Source organism: Chitinophaga sp. 30R24, assembly GCF_049056765.1.
In the GTDB taxonomy this organism is placed as follows: domain Bacteria; phylum Bacteroidota; class Bacteroidia; order Chitinophagales; family Chitinophagaceae; genus Chitinophaga.
On record NZ_JBJGXX010000014.1, the window covers coordinates 1 to 20,887 of the forward strand.

General features: G+C 44.6%; 16 protein-coding genes. 4 read left to right on the plus strand and 12 right to left on the minus strand.

The genetic code is table 11. The features are described from left to right. The 3 genes from ACDQ55_RS19435 to ACDQ55_RS19445 all read right to left on the minus strand — a co-directional run. A partial coding sequence (locus tag ACDQ55_RS19435) for a DUF6443 domain-containing protein (RefSeq protein ID WP_420983203.1) occupies positions 1–394 on the minus strand: 394 nt, incomplete at its 3' end. A 95-nt stretch (positions 395–489) separates the two neighbouring features. Then, a complete protein-coding gene (locus tag ACDQ55_RS19440) occupies positions 490–1,941 on the minus strand; it encodes a coiled-coil domain-containing protein (RefSeq protein ID WP_420983205.1) in 1,452 nt (483 codons plus the stop codon). 484 nt (positions 1,942–2,425) lie between these two features. Then, positions 2,426–3,304, minus strand: coding sequence for an ROK family protein (locus tag ACDQ55_RS19445; RefSeq protein ID WP_420983206.1), 879 nt, complete (start codon positions 3,302–3,304; stop codon positions 2,426–2,428). Positions 3,305–3,907: 603 nt separating this feature from the next. Here ACDQ55_RS19445 and ACDQ55_RS19450 point away from each other — a divergent pair. Next, positions 3,908–4,894 (plus strand): hypothetical protein, encoded by a 987-nt coding sequence (locus ACDQ55_RS19450; RefSeq protein ID WP_420983208.1) that lies wholly within the window; start codon positions 3,908–3,910, stop codon positions 4,892–4,894. Positions 4,895–4,943: 49 nt separating this feature from the next. On the opposite strand, the gene ACDQ55_RS19455 is transcribed toward ACDQ55_RS19450, so the two are convergent. Then, positions 4,944–5,336 (minus strand): DoxX family protein, encoded by a 393-nt coding sequence (locus tag ACDQ55_RS19455; protein WP_420983210.1) that lies wholly within the window; start codon positions 5,334–5,336, stop codon positions 4,944–4,946. 254 nt (positions 5,337–5,590) lie between these two features. Further along, on the minus strand, positions 5,591–6,472 hold the full coding sequence (locus ACDQ55_RS19460; protein ID WP_420983211.1) for an NAD(P)-dependent oxidoreductase: 882 nt from the start codon (positions 6,470–6,472) through the stop codon (positions 5,591–5,593). A 291-nt stretch (positions 6,473–6,763) separates the two neighbouring features. Here ACDQ55_RS19460 and ACDQ55_RS19465 point away from each other — a divergent pair, with 291 nt between their 5' ends. Next, positions 6,764–7,225, plus strand: a complete 462-nt coding sequence (locus ACDQ55_RS19465) for a DUF962 domain-containing protein (RefSeq protein ID WP_420983212.1) — start codon at positions 6,764–6,766, stop codon at positions 7,223–7,225. Between the two features lie 124 nt (positions 7,226–7,349). Here the strand turns inward: ACDQ55_RS19465 and ACDQ55_RS19470 are convergent, their stop codons facing one another. From ACDQ55_RS19470 to ACDQ55_RS19490, 5 genes are all read right to left on the minus strand, one after another. Beyond that, positions 7,350–8,927, minus strand: a complete 1,578-nt coding sequence (locus ACDQ55_RS19470; protein WP_420983214.1) for a DHA2 family efflux MFS transporter permease subunit — start codon at positions 8,925–8,927, stop codon at positions 7,350–7,352. A gap of 185 nt (positions 8,928–9,112) precedes the next feature. Further along, positions 9,113–10,201 (minus strand): HlyD family secretion protein, encoded by a 1,089-nt coding sequence (locus ACDQ55_RS19475; RefSeq protein ID WP_420983216.1) that lies wholly within the window; start codon positions 10,199–10,201, stop codon positions 9,113–9,115. 67 nt (positions 10,202–10,268) lie between these two features. After that, complete coding sequence (locus tag ACDQ55_RS19480) at positions 10,269–11,645, minus strand: TolC family protein (protein ID WP_420983217.1); 1,377 nt, start codon at positions 11,643–11,645, stop codon at positions 10,269–10,271. Then, the gene (locus ACDQ55_RS19485) at positions 11,635–12,267 is read right to left on the minus strand and encodes a TetR/AcrR family transcriptional regulator (protein WP_420983219.1); all 633 of its coding nucleotides are present in this window, start codon (positions 12,265–12,267) and stop codon (positions 11,635–11,637) included. Before ACDQ55_RS19485 ends, ACDQ55_RS19480 begins: the two co-directional genes overlap by 11 nt. An 825-nt stretch (positions 12,268–13,092) precedes the next feature. After that, complete coding sequence (locus tag ACDQ55_RS19490; RefSeq protein ID WP_420983220.1) at positions 13,093–14,001, minus strand: hypothetical protein; 909 nt, start codon at positions 13,999–14,001, stop codon at positions 13,093–13,095. Between the two features lie 201 nt (positions 14,002–14,202). On the opposite strand from ACDQ55_RS19490, the gene ACDQ55_RS19495 reads away from it, so the two are divergent. After that, positions 14,203–15,633, plus strand: coding sequence for a sensor histidine kinase (locus ACDQ55_RS19495; RefSeq protein ID WP_420983221.1), 1,431 nt, complete (start codon positions 14,203–14,205; stop codon positions 15,631–15,633). A 4-nt stretch (positions 15,634–15,637) separates the two neighbouring features. Continuing rightward, positions 15,638–16,345: a response regulator transcription factor gene (locus ACDQ55_RS19500; RefSeq protein WP_420983223.1), complete on the plus strand. Its 708-nt coding sequence runs from the start codon at positions 15,638–15,640 to the stop codon at positions 16,343–16,345. A gap of 417 nt (positions 16,346–16,762) precedes the next feature. On the opposite strand, the gene ACDQ55_RS19505 is transcribed toward ACDQ55_RS19500, so the two are convergent. Both ACDQ55_RS19505 and ACDQ55_RS19510 read right to left on the minus strand, forming a co-directional pair. Next, complete coding sequence (locus tag ACDQ55_RS19505) at positions 16,763–18,703, minus strand: hypothetical protein (RefSeq protein WP_420983225.1); 1,941 nt, start codon at positions 18,701–18,703, stop codon at positions 16,763–16,765. A gap of 21 nt (positions 18,704–18,724) precedes the next feature. After that, a complete protein-coding gene (locus ACDQ55_RS19510; protein ID WP_420983227.1) occupies positions 18,725–20,584 on the minus strand; it encodes a 3-keto-disaccharide hydrolase in 1,860 nt (619 codons plus the stop codon). Between the last annotated feature and the right edge of the window lie 303 nt (positions 20,585–20,887).

The following is a 20,887-nucleotide window of genomic DNA, read 5'->3' on the forward strand; positions in this document are numbered from 1 at the left end:
TTCCATTTCCTTGAGACACATAGGGCAAATATTTGAATTGCTCTCTTCCAAATGCATCATATACAACAGGGGCCACGAGGTCGTTACCTCCGGGACTGGCCCCTTTTGTTACCGATTGAATCAGTCTTCCCAGCCCGTCAAAATATTGGGTCGCTTGCTTTACCTCAGCTACCTGGCGGCCAGGAGCAGTAACTACAGAGGCATCGCTGGTTTTCATCGATGGCGTCCAGGTACGTATATAATTAATATTTGTATAGGTATAAGGGCCAGGTACCGGCACCCCAACCGCTGGAACAGGCGAACTCCCTCCAGGAATATTCTGGCCATTTACCAGACCTGCTGCCAGGCTACAAATAAAAAAAAGGCATACGGATAAATAACGGCGGTATAACATGCTACTTACTTTTCTCTTCTGTTGATGATGAATCTCTGATATAGGTTGCTCTTTACTATTATTATAGTTGAAACTTATTGGGCGTATGCACAGGTTTAAAAATTATATCCCAACCTCACCTTGACCGGATCGGTTCTCGGTACATGCTGATTATATAAAAAGTCGAACAACACCATCATATTTCCCTTCATCTTACTGTTGATCTTATACTTCTTACTCAACCCTATCAATCCGCTCTGCGTCCACTGCTGGCCAAGGCCTGTTGCCACGCCGGCATACCCGGGCTGGTAGTTTTGTTCATAGCCACCATTGAGGAAGAAAGTGCCTTTCAACTTCCAGTCGATAAAGGAACGGATACCCATACCCTGACTGGTAAACCGAATATCATTAAAACCGGTGCCCATACCTAACTTATAGGCCAGTCCTACACCGGCGCTGCCACTCTTATGAAATTTATAGGCTACCTGTCCGGCGAAATCTCCAGTAGTCGGGAAGAATTTAGTACTGCGTTGAAATTGTAAATTACTGCCAAACTCCAACCGTTGCAGGAAACTTTTAGTTTTCATCTCCTTAGGTTTGAAATCCGGCATATCTGCCGCATTGTCGAGATCAGGGAATTTACTTTTCAGTTCATCAAATTTGCTGCGCGCTTCGGCCATCTGCTGACTTACCGCTGCACTGGCATTGGGACCGCTTCCGATACGCTGCTGTATCAATTGCTCCACCTGGCTGCGGGTTTGCAATCCTTCCAGGCTTTGGGCGGTAGCCGCCGATCCCTGTATATTAAAGAGGCTGGCCAGTTGGGAATGTTGCCGCATGAAATCATTGAAAGCCGGTATTTTCCTGATCACTTCCATTGCTTTCTGCTCCGCCTTCTTTTTATCTTTAAAGACTTCTTTGTATTCTTTAAGCTGTTGTGAATAATAATAAGCTTCCTTGTTCATTTTCTGCAGATCCTTAGTAAATCCGGTATACTGGGCCAACTGCTCTTTCAATTGCTGTTTACGTTCCCGGATATATGCTTTGATCTGTTCCGCTTGTTGTAATTTGTCTTTCAGGTTATCTACCGACTTCAAAGAGCCATTCAACTTATCAGTGATACCCTTTGATTGATCCAATAACCCTTTGGAATCTTTTAGAAAGGCCAGGGAATTGCTGAGGCTATCGAGGTATGCACCGCCTGACTGATTCAATACACCGGCGTATTTACCAGCCTTGCTGCTCAAGTGGGATTTTAAGCTTCCAAGAGAATCAATAGAATGGGAAAATAAATTTGCTGCTTTGAGGGAGTCAATCTTACCTAAACGTTTCTTCATTTTCTCCTCCTGCTTCATGAAACGGGTAAGCGCCTGCTCACTGCGGCGGGTTACTTCATGATCCAGCTTATTTGTCTTTTGTTTCACCTGGGAAAGATATTTTCCAGGTATCTGTGTTGCCTTTCGCTGCAGGCTATCTTTCAATGCCACAATAGTATCTGGCTTATGTTGATCCTGCCCCTTCATTTGCAGGCCCACAGATAATAAAAACAATACAAAAATATATTTCATCGATAAGGGGTATATAGTAATAATTTAACAAAATAGATCAATGCTTACAAAACAGCTTAACATCAGTGGGTTTATACTACAGCCAATGTCTCTAAAAATCCGGGTAACAATTATGCTAAATAAGTACTTTTTTACAATTATTCATTCCCGTTTTTGTACTTGGGTAAAATATTCCCTAGCAAGCTTCCGCAAGCAAAGATAAGAAACCTCTTCAAAAGTTTCCTTTCCATAATATACCAGTTCATTAATTTTCAGCTATTTTTAAACCCCCCTACAAACAATAACGTCCACCTACTTCGTAGCATCATGCCCGGTATACATCTTTTCTCACCCAGTTTAAAATACTACTTTGCCTGCTTCCGAAAAAGGCATAGTAAGTTTTACCAGCCAATTGCGATCAATAAACATCAATAGAAAAGCGTTTACCATAAATGCGTTGAGAAACATTTACGGTAAACGCCTAAAAAGTAATAACGTAATAATATTAAGCTTCCTCGAGTTCGTGCCACAAGCTGGCTGCGCCGATTAAGGCAGCTGCTTCGCCCAGGGAAGCAGTTATAATAGGAAGGTCTATATGTTGTTTTTTCAATTCTTCTTTTAACAGCGGGAAGAAGAGTGAAGATGCGTTAGCAATATTGCCGCCTATTACGATGGCTTCCGGTTGTTCTGCCTGTACAAAGCCTGTCAGGAAGCCGGCCAGGTTAATGGCAAATTCATCAAACAAATGCTGTACACTAGCATCAACGGATATACGTGTTACCAAGGCCTTCACGTCTGCCACAGTTTCGCCGGTGCTTTCCTGATAACGTTTTACAAACCAGCGGGTAGAAATATAGTCTTCTGCCATACCGTCTTTAAATGGCTCGCACCAACGGTTAGCGTCGTGGGCAATACCATCATAATAAGCAGCAGAACCCAAACCGGTGCCCAGGGTAACCCCGATTACACGCTGGTATCCTTTGCCGGCGCCACTGAACACTTCTCCCTGGAGAAAACAGCCGGCATCATTAATAAAACGGATCTGTTCTGGAGCAATGCCTAGTTTGGCAGCCAGCAGCGTTTTCACATTCAAGTTGTACAACGCGTCGTATTTATGTTGCCCTTTCATGAGGCTGATGCCCGCTTGATAATCGAATGGACCAGGCATACCAATACCAATATGTTGGATACCTGCCGGCGCTTTTGAAAACACTTCACTGATCACCGCCGCCCACGCGTCTATGATATCCGCTACTGTCCCCTGTGAATTAATACGGGTACGGTTCCAGGAACCTTCAATAATAGATCTGCTATTGAGATCCACCAATGCAGCGGTAATATGAGAACCGCCGATATCAATTCCTAACGCCGTGGAATTCTTCATAATATTATAAAATAGACTTTTTGCTAAATCGTTTAAGCAGACAAATATAAGAAAATATCCAGTTAGATTTGCTTTAGTAAATCGTTTTAGCAAGTAAAAAACTTGTTAAATGCCTACCAAGATAGGTTGTTTTTCCAGAAATCAAAAAAAATTAGATGTTTAACTATTCCCTTTCCCCTTTACTTATTTCTAAAAAAGTGGGAAAAGATTAAAGAAAACGATAGTGTTTAAGTTAAACCCTATAAAATGGTTAACCCGTAAAATTATCCTTCCATAAAATATTTTTGATAGTTGAGAAATATTTATCACTTTTATGCCGTAATTCATTCTTACGATGGAATCCGATAGTTGCTCCGGCAAAACCCAACTGACAGCTTTTATAGCCACTAACTTCAATACTTCACCCCCCACTTCCTAATACCAGAACGGCGTTTTACTCCCATGATCTGACCTATACGTCAGCAGCATTGTTGCGCCATACCAACACGTTTACCTAAACAACATATAAACACATCCTTCAATGGACAACTCACTTCTCAAATGGGCATTGCTCATTGGCATGCCCATTCTATGCCTCGCACTCTACAAAGCTATTCTTCGTATATGCTTTGGCGTAGTAATTGTACCGGAAGACCGCATTGGCCTGGTCACCAAAAAATTTGTACTCTTCGGCAAACAAGAACTCCCGAAGGCCGCATCCTGGCCACCAGCGGAGAAGCTGGTTTCCAAGCCCCAACACTGGCCCCAGGCATCTATTTCTGGAAATGGATCTGGCAGTACAGCATTACCTTTCAACCCTTTACGATCATTCCTACCGGAAAAATCGGACTGGTACTGGCTAAAGATGGCGGAGAGCTGGAAACCGGCGCCATACTGGCACGGAAAGTAACCTGCGATTCGTTCCAGGACGCCGTCGCATTCCTTCAAAACGGCGGCCGCAAAGGCCGGCAAACCGCCATCATCACTCCCGGATCTTACCGTATCAACACCTTCCTGTTTGAGGTAGAAGCCACTGGCGATGCGAACAGCGTATGCCTGCAAGCCAACGCGGAAAGTGACCGTATGAAGCTCATAGCAGCCGGTGAGGCGGAAAAAGTAAGACTGCTGGCGAAAGCGGAAGCAGAACGCACCGAATGGACCGCCAAAGCAGATGCAGAAAAAATTGCCCTTACCGGTAAAGCGGAAGCAGAAAAAATCCTCGCTATCGGCCAGTCCAGTGCAGCGTCTTACAAACTGGCGGTGGAAGCAATGGGCGGCGATAACTTCACCCAACTAAAAGTAATGGAGGCAATCGGCGCACAACAGATCCGCATAATGCCCGATGTACTTATCAACGGCGGCGAAGGCAGCAACGGACCTATCAGCGGATTGCTCGGCCTGAAACTGCTGGAAGAAATAGCCAGAAAGCTGCTAACGAACCCCAGGCATAAACGTGCACATGCCCGTTCATCAACGGATCGACATGCCCGCCGATCCCAAACCAGACGAAACAAACGGCCTAAGTATATCCCTTGTCCTTGTACCCACCGTTGCAAAAAAATTACGGATAGTCAGCGCCGGACTACAGCTACGTATAGCTGCTACCGGTAGCTGGCTCCCGTAATGGCTATTGCAAAAATGCAGGGAACCCCTGCCAGTATTATTTGGCCTTATTATTATCAATACTATAAGGTCCTCCACCAAAATAAGCCAGCAGCAAAGCACCACCCAGCATCGCCACATTTTTCATAAACATCGCCATTTGAAGTTGCGCCTGCATAGGATCAGCTACGCCCCAAAATTTGTGTAAAGCCAATGTAACAGGAATCAGAAAAATGACAATCAGCCAGGCGCCATACTTAGTTTTATAGCCCAGCAGGATGCTCACCCCACCCACTAAAGCCAGTAAACCAGCTATCGGTACCAGAACATGGGCAGCAGGCACCCCGGCAGCAGCCGTCATATCTGCGCCAGCGCCCGAGATATGGTTTAAACCAGACATAACAAAGATCAGGGCGAATAAAATTCTACCCAATAGCGGAACAATTTTCATAGTTAATAAATTTAAGCAATACAACAAACGTAATGCTATTTAGGTTGTATGCACATAGAGTTACCCAAAGGAAAGCGCTTTCCTTCACTATAGCAGGGCGATATATACCTTTATGCTGAAAAAAAAGAGAACTTTTCAAATAGTGCCAGTACCATACCTTGGTGAAGTATGGAATACACAGGGCAACAGATATCTGACCAGGGCAGGCAACACCGTATCAGATACCATACCCCAGTCAATGAAATAGATAAAGGTTAACGGCCGGCGTCTTCGAAGGCGCCACTGGCCAAAGCCAGCCAATCTGGATCTTTGCTTCCTTTAGCCATCACGGTTGTTAACCTGGCATGCACCAGGTTAGCCATCGGCATCGGCGTATACGATTTATTGGCGGTTTGCAATACAAGGTTCATATCTTTTAATCCCAACGCTGCCTTGAAATAAGGCTGGCCCGCAAATTCCCGGTCCAATATCATAGCGCCATAATTGCGGAAAATAGGACTGGCAAACAGCGTAGTGGTGAGCATTTCATAAGCCGCTCTTGGGTCCAGGTTATTCTTTTCCGCCAATACAAAGGCTTCCGCCATTAGCTCCATGGCAGCAGCAATCATAAAATTACCGATCAACTTCAATACATTGGCGCTTCCCACATCTTCTCCCATATCAAACACCTTCCTTGCAAAACCTGCCTCCATTAATGGCTTCACCCTTTCTTTAGCCGCTGCAGGACCGGAGATAACGCCATTGCCGGCTTTGGCGGCCGCTGCATCGGGGCGTGCAAATACCGGCGCAGTTACATAAGTTACTCCCAGCGCCGCATGTTGTGCCGCCAACGCTTTGGAGGTATCCGGCGAAATAGTACTCATAGAAGCGTGGATACCACCTTCTCCCAGGGCGTTCAACAAAGCATCGGTGGCAATCGCCTCCACCGCCTTATCATCAGCCACCAGGCTCATCACAATTCCGCCCTTCTCGGCCACTTCTTCCGGACTATTGACCACTATGGCCCCTAGTTGTTCCAAAGGCAATGCCTTTTCACGGGTCCGGTTATATACTTTTACTTTATAACCTGCTTTCAGCAGATTAACTGCAATGGGGTAGCCCAGATTGCCGGTGCCTATAAATCCAATGGTTTCCATAGCATTTAATATTTATCCAAAGCTATTATTTTAACTGCACTTTAAAAATACCGCTCTAAAATCCATTAGCACGGTGATTTCGTATATCCTTAAACGCTATTTCGAACCATTATCCGATGTTAAAACCTCAACCGGGTACATCCTTGCCCTGTCATAAAGCTGGCAGGGTTTTTTAATTCCCCGAAAGCCTGCCTGGCAAAGGCCAACTTTACCTACTGCTTACCTGAAAAATAAAATCGGTAAACCCCTGAAAATGATGTATATTAAAAGGAGTAGTTAAATCCGGAGAAGATGAAAAATATACATCAATGGCTGGATGACTATGGCAGCAGCCACCGTAATCCAACCAATAAGCTGATCCACTGGATATGTGTGCCTACTATATTTTTCAGCATAGTAGGTTTCCTTTATGCTATTCCTTTGCCCTTCCAACCTTCAGGGATGTATTTAACTGTGGCGCATGTAGCCTTGCTATTGCTGATCATTTACTATTTACGCCTCTCCCCTTCCCTGGCGGTAGGCATGCTGGTGATCGGCCTTATCTGCCTGTGGTTATGGCGGCTATTGGCAGATGCTGGATTGGTAATATGGCAGGTGGCATTGCTATTGTTCGTATTAGCCTGGATAGGGCAATTTATCGGGCATAAAATTGAAGGAGCCAAACCTTCTTTCTTCAAAGACCTTCAGTTCCTGCTGATAGGCCCCGCCTGGCTCCTGAGCTTCATTTACCGGAAAACCGGTATCCCTTTATAAATCATAAGCAGGAAAGAAAATTTCCAAAAAAGAAAGCCCCGATTAAAATCGGGGCTTATTTACCTAAACCTACAACTGTTACACTGTTATTGCAACAATAATTTTATACTGTAAACTGGTAACATCAATGCATCGCCGATGCGTCCAGTTTGCCTGATTTTTTTGCTTTTACCATGAGTACAAACGGTATACAAACCAGGAAGAGCAAACCGAGGTAGAGGAATACGTCCATATAAGACAATACCGCCGCCTGTTTGTTAATGCTCAGGTCTAATATCTTGTAACCGCTACCCAACGCCGTTTGAGGGTCCATTCCTTTTGCCACAAAATTACGCGCCAGGCCGTTGGCACGATTCATTACGTCCGGGTTATTGATATCCAGTTTAGCTACCAGATCGTTACGATGGCTCATGTTAGCACGGGCCATAAAAGTAGTGATCAGGGCCACACCGAAGGAACCGCCCAACTGACGCATCATACCGGTGAAAGCCGCTCCCTGGCCGATCTGTTGCCCTTTCAGGGACGACAGCGCCAAAGTGGTAATTGGAATAAAGAGCAGTCCCAAGCCTACCCCACGCACGATCAGCATCCAGAAGAAAGCATCCGCACCGGTATCAGCAGGAGTCAGGATCTTATACCCCCAGAAACTATATACAAAGAACAGGAACATACCGGCAGCTACCATGTATTGCTGTGGTATACCTTTCTCCAGCATCTTACCGATAATAGGCATCATGAAAGCCGTGGTAAGCGACGCCGGAATCATTAACAGCCCGGATTGTGTGGCTGTCCAGCCCAACAATCCCTGTGTATATTGCGGCACTACAAACGTAGACCCATATAACCCAAAACCCATAATAAACGAGAGGATGGTACCCATTCTCAGGTTACCATTTTTGAGCACCCTCAGTTCCACGATCGGGTTCTTATAGGTGAGCTCCCGCCAGATAAACAAGAACAGGCTCATCACACAGGTAATGGCCAATGTGGTGATGATCGGATCGGAGAACCAGTCATCTTCCTGCCCGCGTTCCAACACATATTGCAGGGAACCCACTGTTAAAGCCAATAATATGATACCGATAAAATCAATTTCGCTGGCGGATTTCTTTTCAGCATACTTAGGACTGCGTACAAACTGCAGTGTGAGCAGGGCAGCAATCACACCAATAGGTATGTTAATGTAAAAGATATATGGCCAGGAGAAATTATCGGTAATATAACCTCCCAACGGCGGACCTAAAGTAGGGCCTACGATCACCCCTAAACCATAAATGGCCTGGGCAATACCGCGTTTTTCGGGCGGATAACTTTCTGTGATAATTGTTTGTGAGGTTACCAGCAAAGCACCGCCACCTAAACCCTGAATAAAGCGGAATAAGATCAATTCCAACATCGTAGTGGCATTACCACAAAGAAAGGAGGAAACGGTGAAGATGATAATAGACGCTGCAAAGTAGTTACGCCGGCCAAACTGCTGGGATAACCAACTGGTCATGGGCACCACGATCACGTTACCGATCGCATAGGCTGTTACCACCCAGCCGATCTCACTCAAGGTAGCTCCCATATTACCACGCATGTCATTCAACGCCACATTCACGATAGTGGTATCCACTATCTCCAGCAAGGCGCAGAATATAGCAGTGATGGTGATAATCACCCTGCGCGAGCCGTATTCTATCAATGATTCTTGTTGCATGCAGCTTTTATTTTGAATGAGAACAACTGATCCTGAGTTAATAATTAATGACGAATATGACCTGTCTGATGATGATGATTACTAACTATTGATATATGCCTGTCGTATTTGTTAATGATTACCTGTATTCCATGGTTTTTCATTAATTATTAACTCCGGATCTGTTGTACTGTTCATTTATAAGATTAGTCAAGATGCACGTCTACCACTACGTTCATACCCGGGCGTAACTGTTTTACCAGTTCGTCGTTAGGATTGGTGAACTCGATTTTCACTGGTAAACGCTGTACCACTTTTACGAAGTTACCAGAAGCATTGTCTGGAGGCAGGAGCGCAAATTTAGCACCTGTAGCCGGAGCGAAGGAAGTTACTTTTGCTTCCAGTGATTTCTCAGGATAAGCATCTACATGCACAATCACTTTCTGGCCCAGTTTCATTTTATCCAGCTGTGTTTCTTTGAAATTGGCCACTACCCATGGTGTAGTGCTCAGCACTACACTGAATAAAGACTGACCGGCCGTAACATACTGTCCTGGCTGTACGTAGATCTTAGACAATACACCATCTTCCGGAGCGATGATCACTGCGTAAGACAGGTTCAGTTCAGCATTTGCCACCTCTGTTTCACGTTGTTTGATACCTGCATCGGCTACAGAGATCTGTTTGGAAGTAGCGCCGCTCTGGGTAGTTACCACGTGTGTTTGACGATTAGCAGCAGCTTTTTGTTGGGCGAGCACATCTAGTTGACGCTCAGCGCTTTGTTTGGCAGCCAGCGCTTGCTCATATTCTTGTTGGGTAATAGAATGATCTTTGATCAGGTTGCTATAGCGTTGGTAATCCTGGGTAGTCCTCCAGAGATTAACTTTTGCAGCTTCGATCTGTGCGTCGATAGTGCCCACCTGCGCCTGAGCGGTGCTGATACCTGCTTCTGCTGCTACTGTAGAAGCTTCTGCTGCGCCGCGGTTAGCCCGTGCAGCTAACAGCACATCCTGCGCCTGTTGTACTTTCAGTACCAGATCGCGGTCGTCGAGCACCACCAGGGTGTCTCCTTTTTTCACGAACTGGTTATCTTTTACTCTCACTTCTTTTACGTAACCAGACACGCGGGGAATTACCGGGCTTACATTTGCATCAATCTGCGCATTATCTGTTTCCTCATGATGCAGACTATGAAGATATTTAGTGAGACCAAATGCGCCGCCGCCAAGTACCAGTGCAGCCAGTACTATAACGAACCCTTTACTTTTCTTTTTAGGCGCGGATGTTTCCTGCATGTTTATATTGTTAGTAGGTTTTGTTTGAGTTTGCGTTTCCACAGCTTTGATATTTATTGGTTTGGTATTATTTGTTGTTGGAATCCAGTATACCTGCAGCCTGTAACAGTTTGTTATAAGCTACGAGGGCATCAGCTTTTGCATAAGCATAATTAAGGTGCGCCTGCAGATTAGCTACGTCGGCATCCAACAGATCTGTTGTAGTAGCCAGGTTGTTATCGTGCTTGTTCTTAGTAATCCGGTAGTTTTCTTCCGACTGTTCTATGGCCTTAATATATGTATCCATTTTTTTGTGGCTCAATACATAGTTTTCATATGATTGAAATACATCCAGGTGGATACCGTCTCTCAGCTTTGCTTCATTTGCCTGCACCTCTGCTAATTGGGCTTTAGCGCCGTTTATTTTAGAACCTGTTTTCCAGAGGGAAGACAAATTATATTTCAGTCCTACACCACCAGTGATAGCGTTGGTGATAGTAAGCAGATTGGGAATATAAGCTGCTATATAACCACCGGTAACAGCGATAGAAGGATAATATTCACCTTTAACGCTTTTTATACCTGCATTAGCTGCTTTTTCGCGGGCACCGAGTGCGGCGGCATCTTTACGGTTCTCGTAAGCGAGTTGTTCAAATTCGGTTACACCGCGGCTGTCTATGTTATTGTTTACCTTAAAGATGGCGCTGTCTATTTCGATAAGGGTATTATCCGGCAAGCCCAGCATAACATTCATATTCAGGTTAGCGATTTTCAGGCTATTCTGTGCATCCATCAGGGCGAGTTCGTAATTAGACTCCTGCAATTCCGCCTTTAAGAGATCGTTGCGGGCGAGCAGGCCATTTTGCTCCTTGTTGGTGAATTCCCTTACTCTTTCACTGGATTGTTTAATGTTTTCCTGTACCAGATATACCGCCTGTTTAGCCTTGTAAAGGTTACTGTAGGCCGCGATCGTGTTTTGGATCACTTCTTCTTTATCCTGGTCAACATCCAGTTTGGCGGCTGCTGCGAGATAACGGGCAGATTCCTTACCAGCCTGGATCATCATACCGGAAAAAACGGGGATGGATAGGTTGGCAATACCGTAAGCAGCCTGGTTTACCTTGGGGGTTTCATTTTTAGTGCCTCCGCCATTACCATTGCCATTGTTGTCATTTCCCAGTTGGAGCTTCAGGTCTATATTCGGCTGGGTAAGACGAAGATAGGAGCCTGTTATACTAAAGTCTGGTAACTGACGCTCGTTCGCCGTTTTCAGTGAGGCAACTGCTTCATCTACTTTAGCATTGCCTACTTTTAATTGTTTGCTGTTTTGTATACTCAGCGATATGGCTTCATTTAACGAAAGCGGTTTAACGCTTTGTTGTGCGGATGCTGTCTGAAAGAAAAAAGTCAGCAGGATTCCCGATGCAAGCGCATATAATCGTGTGTATATGCTTTTAGAACTCATGTGTTAGGATTGCTTTGAACAATTTTTTTAAATGTATACTTACCCTTTTTTTCAAATATTCGGTATATTCTTCTTCATTCATTTCCTTGAGCGAATCATTGCTACGGATAATACGCTGTGCAGGGATCACCTGGTGAATGGTGCCGAACAAGGTAATCATCAGCATTTCCACATCTATATCCTTAGGGAAGATGCCTGCCTCCTGTGCATGTGTAACGATGGGCTGCATCAACCCCAGCATTTCCCTTTTCAATTCCCAGATCAATTCCCTAACCGGAGTTTGTTGACGGTTGAGCTGCTCGCGGCTTATAATACATTGAAAGTATTGCTCTCCCAACATTTTATTCACAAACCGGTCGATCAGACTATTGATTTTTTCCAGGGGCTCCATAGTGTCATTTTCCACCAGCTCGTGGATAAATTTCTTGGAAGCCTCCATTCTATATCTGAAAATAGTCTCCAGTAATTTGTCTTTCGACCCGAAGTAATAGGAAATCATAGCAATATTCACATCCGCCACCTGTGCTATGTCTCTTACCGATGTGCCATGAAAGCCCTGATCGGCAAATAGCTGCTCCGCAACCTTTAAAATTGAGAGCTGTTTTTCACTATATTCTTCCATGTTCCCTTTTTTGAATTTGACGCAGCAAAGTTAAACAAACGTTTAATTTAAACAATCGTTTATTTAATCGTTTGTTTAAATTTATTTTCATCAAATACTTAAACTCATGTAAGTCAATTGATAGTGAAAAAAATTTAAGCTATTTTTAATATTTTTAAATAATAGTGCTACAAAACAGGGAAAAACAACCTTCATATAATTAAATTCTAACATTTAAAATAAATAGTCGATTTCCGGGAAATTGAACATATTATATATCAACGATTACAATGCCCCAATGGTTGTTTCCGTAGGTGAAAGACGATTGAGCAGGGCATATATTTTAAAGGAAAAGATTTTTTAGCCATTTTTTAGTGTGTACATAATACCCTATCTATTTATACGTATAAGCAATACAGTTAGATTGATAATACTGGCAATAAATTTATCCATTCAATGGATCTGATAAAAAATCTGCTCCTGGCTACTGCCAATCGCTTAAAAAAGACTGCTCATTTAATGATGAAACAGCCTGTAAATAATTAGGAGCAACAGCGCTGCAACGAAAATTATTGTGAGCACGCTATGTGGAAGAATGGAACAGCCTATATCTATTTGATTAGATAATAAGCAGTACAAAAACAGGGGCTAACCCAAAGGCTTTGCCAATCGCATAAACAATAATAAGTCGCTATCAGGTACCCGAATAAAAAGGGGCCGACCATTACTTTTGGTCAGCCCCCACAGGATAAATTTTGCCTTAACAACCCAATCTTCCCTGAAAAATAAAAGTGCTGTTTGGGATAAAACAGTAGTTCTTTTACAATCCCTATAATCAGGAAATGTTTAACGTCCTTTATACTTCACACCAGGAAAATCCTGTTGTGCCTTTTTGAACTGCGCTTCCCATTCATCCGGCCAGCCAAAGGCCAGGGTGGCTTGCTGCTTGAGATTTACCCCTGCTGCGCCGCTCCAGAAATGAATAAATTCGCCCCAGTTCATATCACGTGTATACGCATTGCCATTGCGAGGGAAATTAGCGGCCAGCACAGTGAAGAAGTTACCCAACACCTTAGCTTCCCCATACTTTGTATAGATAGGATAAAACCAGTTCTTAAACCATTGGGTACCGGCGCGGGGGAAATCGTCTGTTTGTTGCAATTGCATTTGCAGCCAACGGTTGGCTTCTGCTTCCCAACCCAGAGAATGGTAAACATCGTACTGGTAAATTTCCATCCACTTACTGTCGTGCCAAAGTGGAAAAGCCGGTGAACGATGCACGCCCCTGGCAGCTCCTTCTACAATGTGCCCGATCTCATGTACGCTGGCATCAAGATTCCAGCCGGTACTGCTTTCCCAATCGCCTATATGTCCTACGTCTATTACATTGCGATTGTCGTGGCTCTGATCGAAATATGTAGCCGGATGACCGCCGGCATACTTGTCGGTATGCAGCAATACATACAAACGGCCATCTCCAAATACGCCATAAATCTTTTGAGTATAATCCCATACCTGTGTAAGCATGCTATTGGGCCAGGTAATAGCATCGGCCGTTTCCGGATCATAATACACCGCTATTGACTGATTGTAAAAAGTGCGGTGCATTAGCTGTGCATGTTCAAACCAATGCTCTTTCCAGGTTAAAGGTGGTTCCGGTATGCCCAAACTGTCCTGCTGCAGAGAACTGCCTGCTGCCGATAAGGAAATAAGACAAGTGCCTGCCATAATGCCATCTCTCAAAAATCTATTCATATCCTACGCTGATTAAAAATGCTAAATCGATTTTCTATTTTAAAAAATATGCTATCTTACGGGTAAAAGTAGCCAACATACATTAATTTAATCTTAAACAATATTAAATAGATTGTTAACGGAGCATAAAAGCGTTAACAATAGGGGCAACTGTTACTAACTATTCGAAGAAAGGATCAACCAAATATCAATCAGCAGGACATGAGGCATTCTATTAAGCTGTATATATTAACAGCTGTGATCTGTATACTGGCGTTAGCAGTAGTGCAGTTCTTTCTGGTTTATAATACTTACCAACTGCTCGACAGCCGTTTCAATTATGTGGAAAGAGGCCGCATAGGAGAATCTTATAACCTGGCCGTTGCCAATGATAAGTTATTCCCTGGCGGACAACCCCTAATAGACAGCATCATTGTTCCACAGTATGCCTACCTGGAAAATCTCTATAAAACCAATCACCATCACTTTGATACAGCAGCACAACACCTGGTGAACCGCATCATTCTGGAATTGGTGCGCCATGAGAACACCGACAGTATGCTCAAAGCCATTAAAGCAAAAAATGGTATCAAAGACTCTCTCCTCTATGCCCTCTGTATCCATCGCCTCGATATAAAATTTGCAGACAACCAGTTCGTCAATGTATATAACCGGTTCAAGAAATACCCACTCATTCCCGGCAGCAGGCAGCAGGATATGGGATTATATATTTGTGGCAACCTGCATCAGCTGCGGGAAAACAATGCTGCGTCTTCCCTCGTAGCCAGCTCCCCTTTACCTTACTCCTATTCGCTTTCCTTCTCATTTTATGCTGATCCTTATAACCGCATCACCCAGGTACTGTATCAGATGAAATATACCATCCTCCAAGGTATCCTTACCCTGTTAGCCGTGATCATACTGATCAGCATCACCCTGTATAAATGGATCAGACAAAAACATCTGTCGGATATGAAATCCGATTTCATTAATAATATCACCCATGAGTTCAATACTCCGATCACCGCTATAATTATTGCTAATAAAAACCTGCGCAACGAAAAAACGTTAGACAACAAACAAAGCATCACCACGCTATCTGATATCATCTCCCGGCAGGCGGAACGCCTGAAACTATTAGTAGAAAGGGTGATCAATATTGCTGCCAGCGAAAAGCTGGAACTAAACACAGTGCCTGCAGACCTGAATGAGCTCATTGCAGAAATACTCAACGTATATAGTCTGAATAATGCAAACACCACTGTTAACTTCAGTTTCCATCCCAGCTCCACAGCGGCTCTTATTGATATGGACACTTTTCACTTTACCACCTTGCTGCAAAACCTGTTAGACAATGCAGTAAAGTATAATGACCAGGCGGCAAAAAAAATTTCCATTACCACACAACTACAGAAAGACCAACTGGAACTGATTGTACAAGACAATGGCATAGGCATGAGCCCTTATGCCCTACTCCATATCTTCGAAAAATTCTACCGGCATCAACCGCGGCTATCCAAGCCTACCAAAGGGCTGGGCCTGGGACTATATTATGTGAAGCAATGCGTAGATGCACATAGCTGGAAGATCCGTGTAAACAGTGAACCAGGCAATGGCAGTACTTTTATTATCACCATACCTTTCAAAATATAATACCATGAAACATCACATTCTACTGGTAGAAGACGAAACAGACCTAGGTAATGTTGTGAAGCAATACCTGGAACTGATGGACTTTGCTGTTGACTGGCAGCAAAGTGGGCAATCCGCTTTAGAAGCTTTTGCTGCTACCCCACAAGCCTGGAATATTGTGTTATTGGACATCAACCTGCCTGAAATGGATGGCTTTCAACTGGCTCAACAGCTAGTAAAAATCCAGCCAGGCCTCCCTTTCCTCTTCCTAACAGCAAGAGGTGAAAAAAAAGACAAACTATATGGCCTCAAAATAGGAGCAGACGACTATATCGTAAAACCTTTTGATGTAGACGAACTGGTATTGCGTATCCGGAATATCCTGAAAAGGAACCAGACCCGCCCTCACGCAATAGGTAACCAGGCTACCGGCAATGCAATAGAACTGGGGGATATGCGCTTCTTAAAAGATTCATTGAAACTAGTGTCCTCTAATGGCACGGAAACGATCCTTACCCCATTGGAAAGTGATCTGCTCCTGCATTTTTATCAGAATAGCAATAAAGTAATCCGCAGGGAGGATATACTCCATCAGGTATGGGGAGCTAATGATTATTTTGTGGGGAGAAGTCTGGATGTTTTCGTATCCCGCTTCCGCAAATACTTCCGGGGCAATGATCACATCAGTATACGGAATATTTACGGTATCGGGTTCATGTTCAGTCTTACCTGAAATAAATAAAAAGGGCGGGCGCTACATCGCTCAAGGGCCCGCCCTTGCACATCTCGAACCATTACAAGATGTTGTGCCTGTTTATCAACCGTATCTTAAGTAACCTTATTTTAGCAATAACTTCATGGGAAAAACAATAAAAACAGGGAAAGCACTGCTATAAGTGTTTTTCATAGTGATACATAAGTTAACAGGACCAACGCAAAAAAGTTCACCGCCTCTTCCGGAAAAATTTCTGCCATTTTAAGGCATCTTCATCACCTGCTAAAACAACTCCCACCTGTTGTTGATGTTAACCATGGCACTATCAGGTAAAGCAGGCTGGGTAGCACAAGGCTATTACGATTGCCATCAGGTACCTAAATAAAAATAGGGTGTATCATACTTTTGATACACCCTATTTTATTATTTACAAAACTATTTCAACGAGTTAATCCAGGTAGCAATCTTTACTGCATCTGCTTCCGGTACCTGAGATAATGGAGGCATAGGAGTAGCATAACCAGGCCAGTTTTCCGGCTGAGGATTTTTAATCAGCGACAATATTTTCGCTACTGAATAATTCCTTTTTGCCACCTCACGGAAGCCAGGACCTACTTGTTTCTTGTCGGGATTATGACAAGAAGAGCAAGTGTATTTATTTAATAATGGCTTTACTTCTTCGTAGGTGATTACTTTGGCAACGGGAGTTTTAGGCGTTGCAACAACAGGTTTCACCGGCGCTGTTTTCACAACGGTAGTGGGTTTTGCAGCAGAATTTTTAGTGCTCAGCTCTGCTACCGGCAGTTTGGCGCCATCCGGAATATTATTGAGGGTGTAATATACATCCGGGTGTACCAGAGAATAAGCATTTTCTTCAGTGCGTATGCCATTCAAAGTAAGTTGATGGATGTAATACTTACGCAAACCATCAATCACCAAACGTACTTTCATACCATCCGGAGAAACCTTTACACCTTTAATGGTGAGCTTTTCTGTGTTAACAGTAGGGCTGCCATATACTGGGTGATATTTGTAAGTAAAGCTTTCTACGCTATAGGAGGCAAGGTCTTCTGCAGATTTTTTATCTACCGGTAAAGTAAACGTAATTTCAAAACCATCTGGCATAGCATTCACCGTTCTCATTTCAAATGGAACACGGTTGTTCCAAACCAGTCTTTGCAGACCCTGGTTGGCATCGCCGGCAGAGCCCCATCCGCGGTTGGTTTCTCCAACAAAGAGAGAACCATCTTTAGCCCAGGCCAGGCGCAATACGCCAGACTGGAAACCGCTTCTGAAGTCCCAGGCAGCACCCTGGTATTCGCCGTTCACTTTTTCGAGATATACCCTCATGATCTTACTTTGGCCTTGATCGCCGATGAGCACCTGTTTTTCAAAAGGGCCGAAAGCCCCTTCCGGGATGGTGGTCAGCTGCGAATTGGATACTCCCAAAACACCATGTGGCAGCCATACTGCTGGCAACTGTACTTCCGGGAAGTATTTCTTCATGTCGAACAGGGTTACAAATTGCTCATTTTCCACATTTTCCGGCTTAATGGCACGGCCGTTGGCATCTCTGCGGAAACGGGGATCTACTTTACTATAGAGCGCTTCGGTAGTCAGCTTTACTGGTGAATTAGGCTCGCCGGTCCAGCGTAAACCTGCGGGATGTCCTACAAAGGCGCCTTTTGGCACGTGGGTTAAGCCACCGGAGCCCATCCAGTCGCCCTGGTTATCGGTATAGAACAGTTCCCCATCGATAGTACCGAGTCCGCATGGAGAGCGGAAGCCAGTAGCCCAGGGTTCCATTTTACCGTCTTCAGTGATGTGCATCATCCATCCTCTCCAGGGCACGCGGCTTTCGCCACGCCACCATTCTTCGTCGCCAAAAGCTACGTTGGCGGAAACAAAGAAGGAACCATCAGCGGCTAATACAGGACCAAAGCTATACTCATGATAATGACCGGATAATGGCCAGGAATATACCGTTTCGAACAGGTCCATTTTACCGTCCATATTGGTATCGGTCATTTTGGTCAGCTCCCCGCGCTGTGTGCAGTAAAGCGACCCATTCTTATAGGCCAGTCCGAGTACTTCATGCAGTCCGGAGGCCACTTTTCTGAAGTAAGGTTGTTTGCTGGTAGGATTTTCTACGATGAAGATATCTCCCCGGCGGGTAGCCACACCCAGGTCGCCGTTAGGGAGGGTGCATAGGCCACCTACTTCGAGCAGGGTTCCTTCTGGTGAGCTGATACGTGCAATGCGGAAAAAGTCTTCTTCCTTGGGAGATTCCTGTGCCTTTACCGGAGTGATGGCAAATGTCATCAGGAACATACCCGCGGCTATTCCTGCTGTTATTCTTTTATAGTTCAGTTTCATAATAGTCATTAGTATTGCTGCTTAGAAGATTACCGCATAACCTGTCTGCGCCTGTACGGGCACAATCAGTTCTGCACGGCCGTTCTGGTTGCGGATAATAGGACTGGTTTTCACATCGTCCATCTTCACATAATAAGATTTATCGCCGATCATATATAAACCGGGAGACACCTGTTCGATACTATCGCCTACGGCTATACGCAGATACAGATCGGCAGCAGGTTGTTCTACCTTAATAGTGCGGTGGATACCTTGATTTTCTGGCAGTACGCTGATATCATCTGTTACAGCTGTGCCATAAATATGAAAGCGGAAGCTGGGTTTTCCGTTTTCGTCCAGTGAATATCCATTAGGGCGGTAACCGGTGCCGGTGGTATCGTTAGTCCAGGTAGCTTCTTTGTTAGCTAGCTTTCCGATAGCCAGGGCAGGCTGATTGGTGAGCACCTGTACAGTACCCATAGGACGGGAAGAACCATCGCCACGGTCGTGCCACATAGGAGTGGTGTTCAGAAATTCGCCACGCCATACCTGGATGGGCAGAGCGTTATCCAGATCGTAGGTATAATGTACTTTAGCAGGACTGCCTACAGATACGGCATGCACTACCCTTTTACCGCCACGCACATCCATAAAGCTGCGCAGTACCGTGTTTTCATTAGCTGTCACCAGAATAGGATCAGTAGGATCATCTACTGGTACATTGGCATCGCTCAGTACAAATTCACGGATATTCGCTTCACTTACAGACAAAGCGATAGACGCCTTGGCCCAGTCGGTGTTTTTGCCATACAGCACCTCTACCGGATATTCGCCGGGTTGCAGGGCAATAGTGCCGCTACCATCCCATCCACGGGGAGTGGTCACGGTTTGTTGGTTGATTTTTAATATACCTGGGCCACCGGAAGTATGCAGGTTAAAGCGATAATTACCGGCTACCTTTACAGAGAGCACGGCATTATAACGTACCAGGAAATCATTGTCCGGCAAGCCGTTCAGATTAGAAGTAAGTTGAGCGGAGGTACCGGAAGCGATGGGCTTCAGGGTATTAAAGTCGGGTTCTTTGTTGAGGGCACCTTTATAGATGCTATACTTTACTGCTTGCAGGGCAGGCCTGGGTGCAGTATAGTTGTTGACAACGATGTTCCTGAAAGCAACGGCTCCATGATCGCCTTGTAAACGGAGCGGTCCGGAGGCCACTTCATTATTTTGAATAGCGCCGCGGGTAGGTCCGGAGAGCACTACATTTTCCTGGATCGCCACACCATTCAGTTCCAGTTTCAGTATAACGGCATCGGCTATTTTATGGCCAGCGGCGTCGAAACGGGGCGCCTGGAAAGCAATTTTCATATGTTGCCATAAACCGGGTGCGCGGCTTACATTCTGGCGGGGCGCATGACCATCGTATCCTTGCTGGCCTTCTGGCTTACTATCGTTCCAGCGTTCATAAATACCCCCATTATCTGAAGCGCGAGGGGCGGTAATACCCCAACTGTCGAGCAGCTGAACCTCATATCTTCCCTGTAAATAAATACCGGAATTAGCGCCTTTGGCCATCATATAATCCAGCTCCAGATCCAGGTCGCCGTGTTGCAAGGTGCTGATAAGATCCTGACTATGAATCTTCTTATCTACCACATTTACCAGGATACCACTGCCTACGCCGGTTTCCAACGCATTTACCTGTTGCAGGTCGGCTTTCACGTTACCGGCTATACGCCAGTTAGCAGATGGCTGCTGAAAGGCAGATAAATCTGTTAAAGGTAATTTACTCTGGGCCATCATCTGCTGACAACTGCCAATACTTAAAATCAATACCAAAGTTCTCCGGTCATACACAGGAAACTGTTTCAACTTTGGACGGAACTTGTTCCATCTAAGCATAAATCTGGATTTTTTAGAAAGTTTACATGGATTGCTAAAAGCATTTAGCAACACGTCTACTACATTAGTTTTTATATAGGCAACCTCAATTGTTAATGAAATTAAAAGTCTCAACTATCGCTAAACGTAGAACTGTGCTAAATTTGAATCAAGCGACAAAATAGAAATTAATTATAAATAAATGGAAGCAAAGATTAAAAAATTACACCAACGGTAAGACGGCCTTGGGGCATCATCCTTTCGCGCTCTTTGACTGCCTTGATTCTGGAGCGCGCGCATAGAACACAATTTCCTTAATTTCGG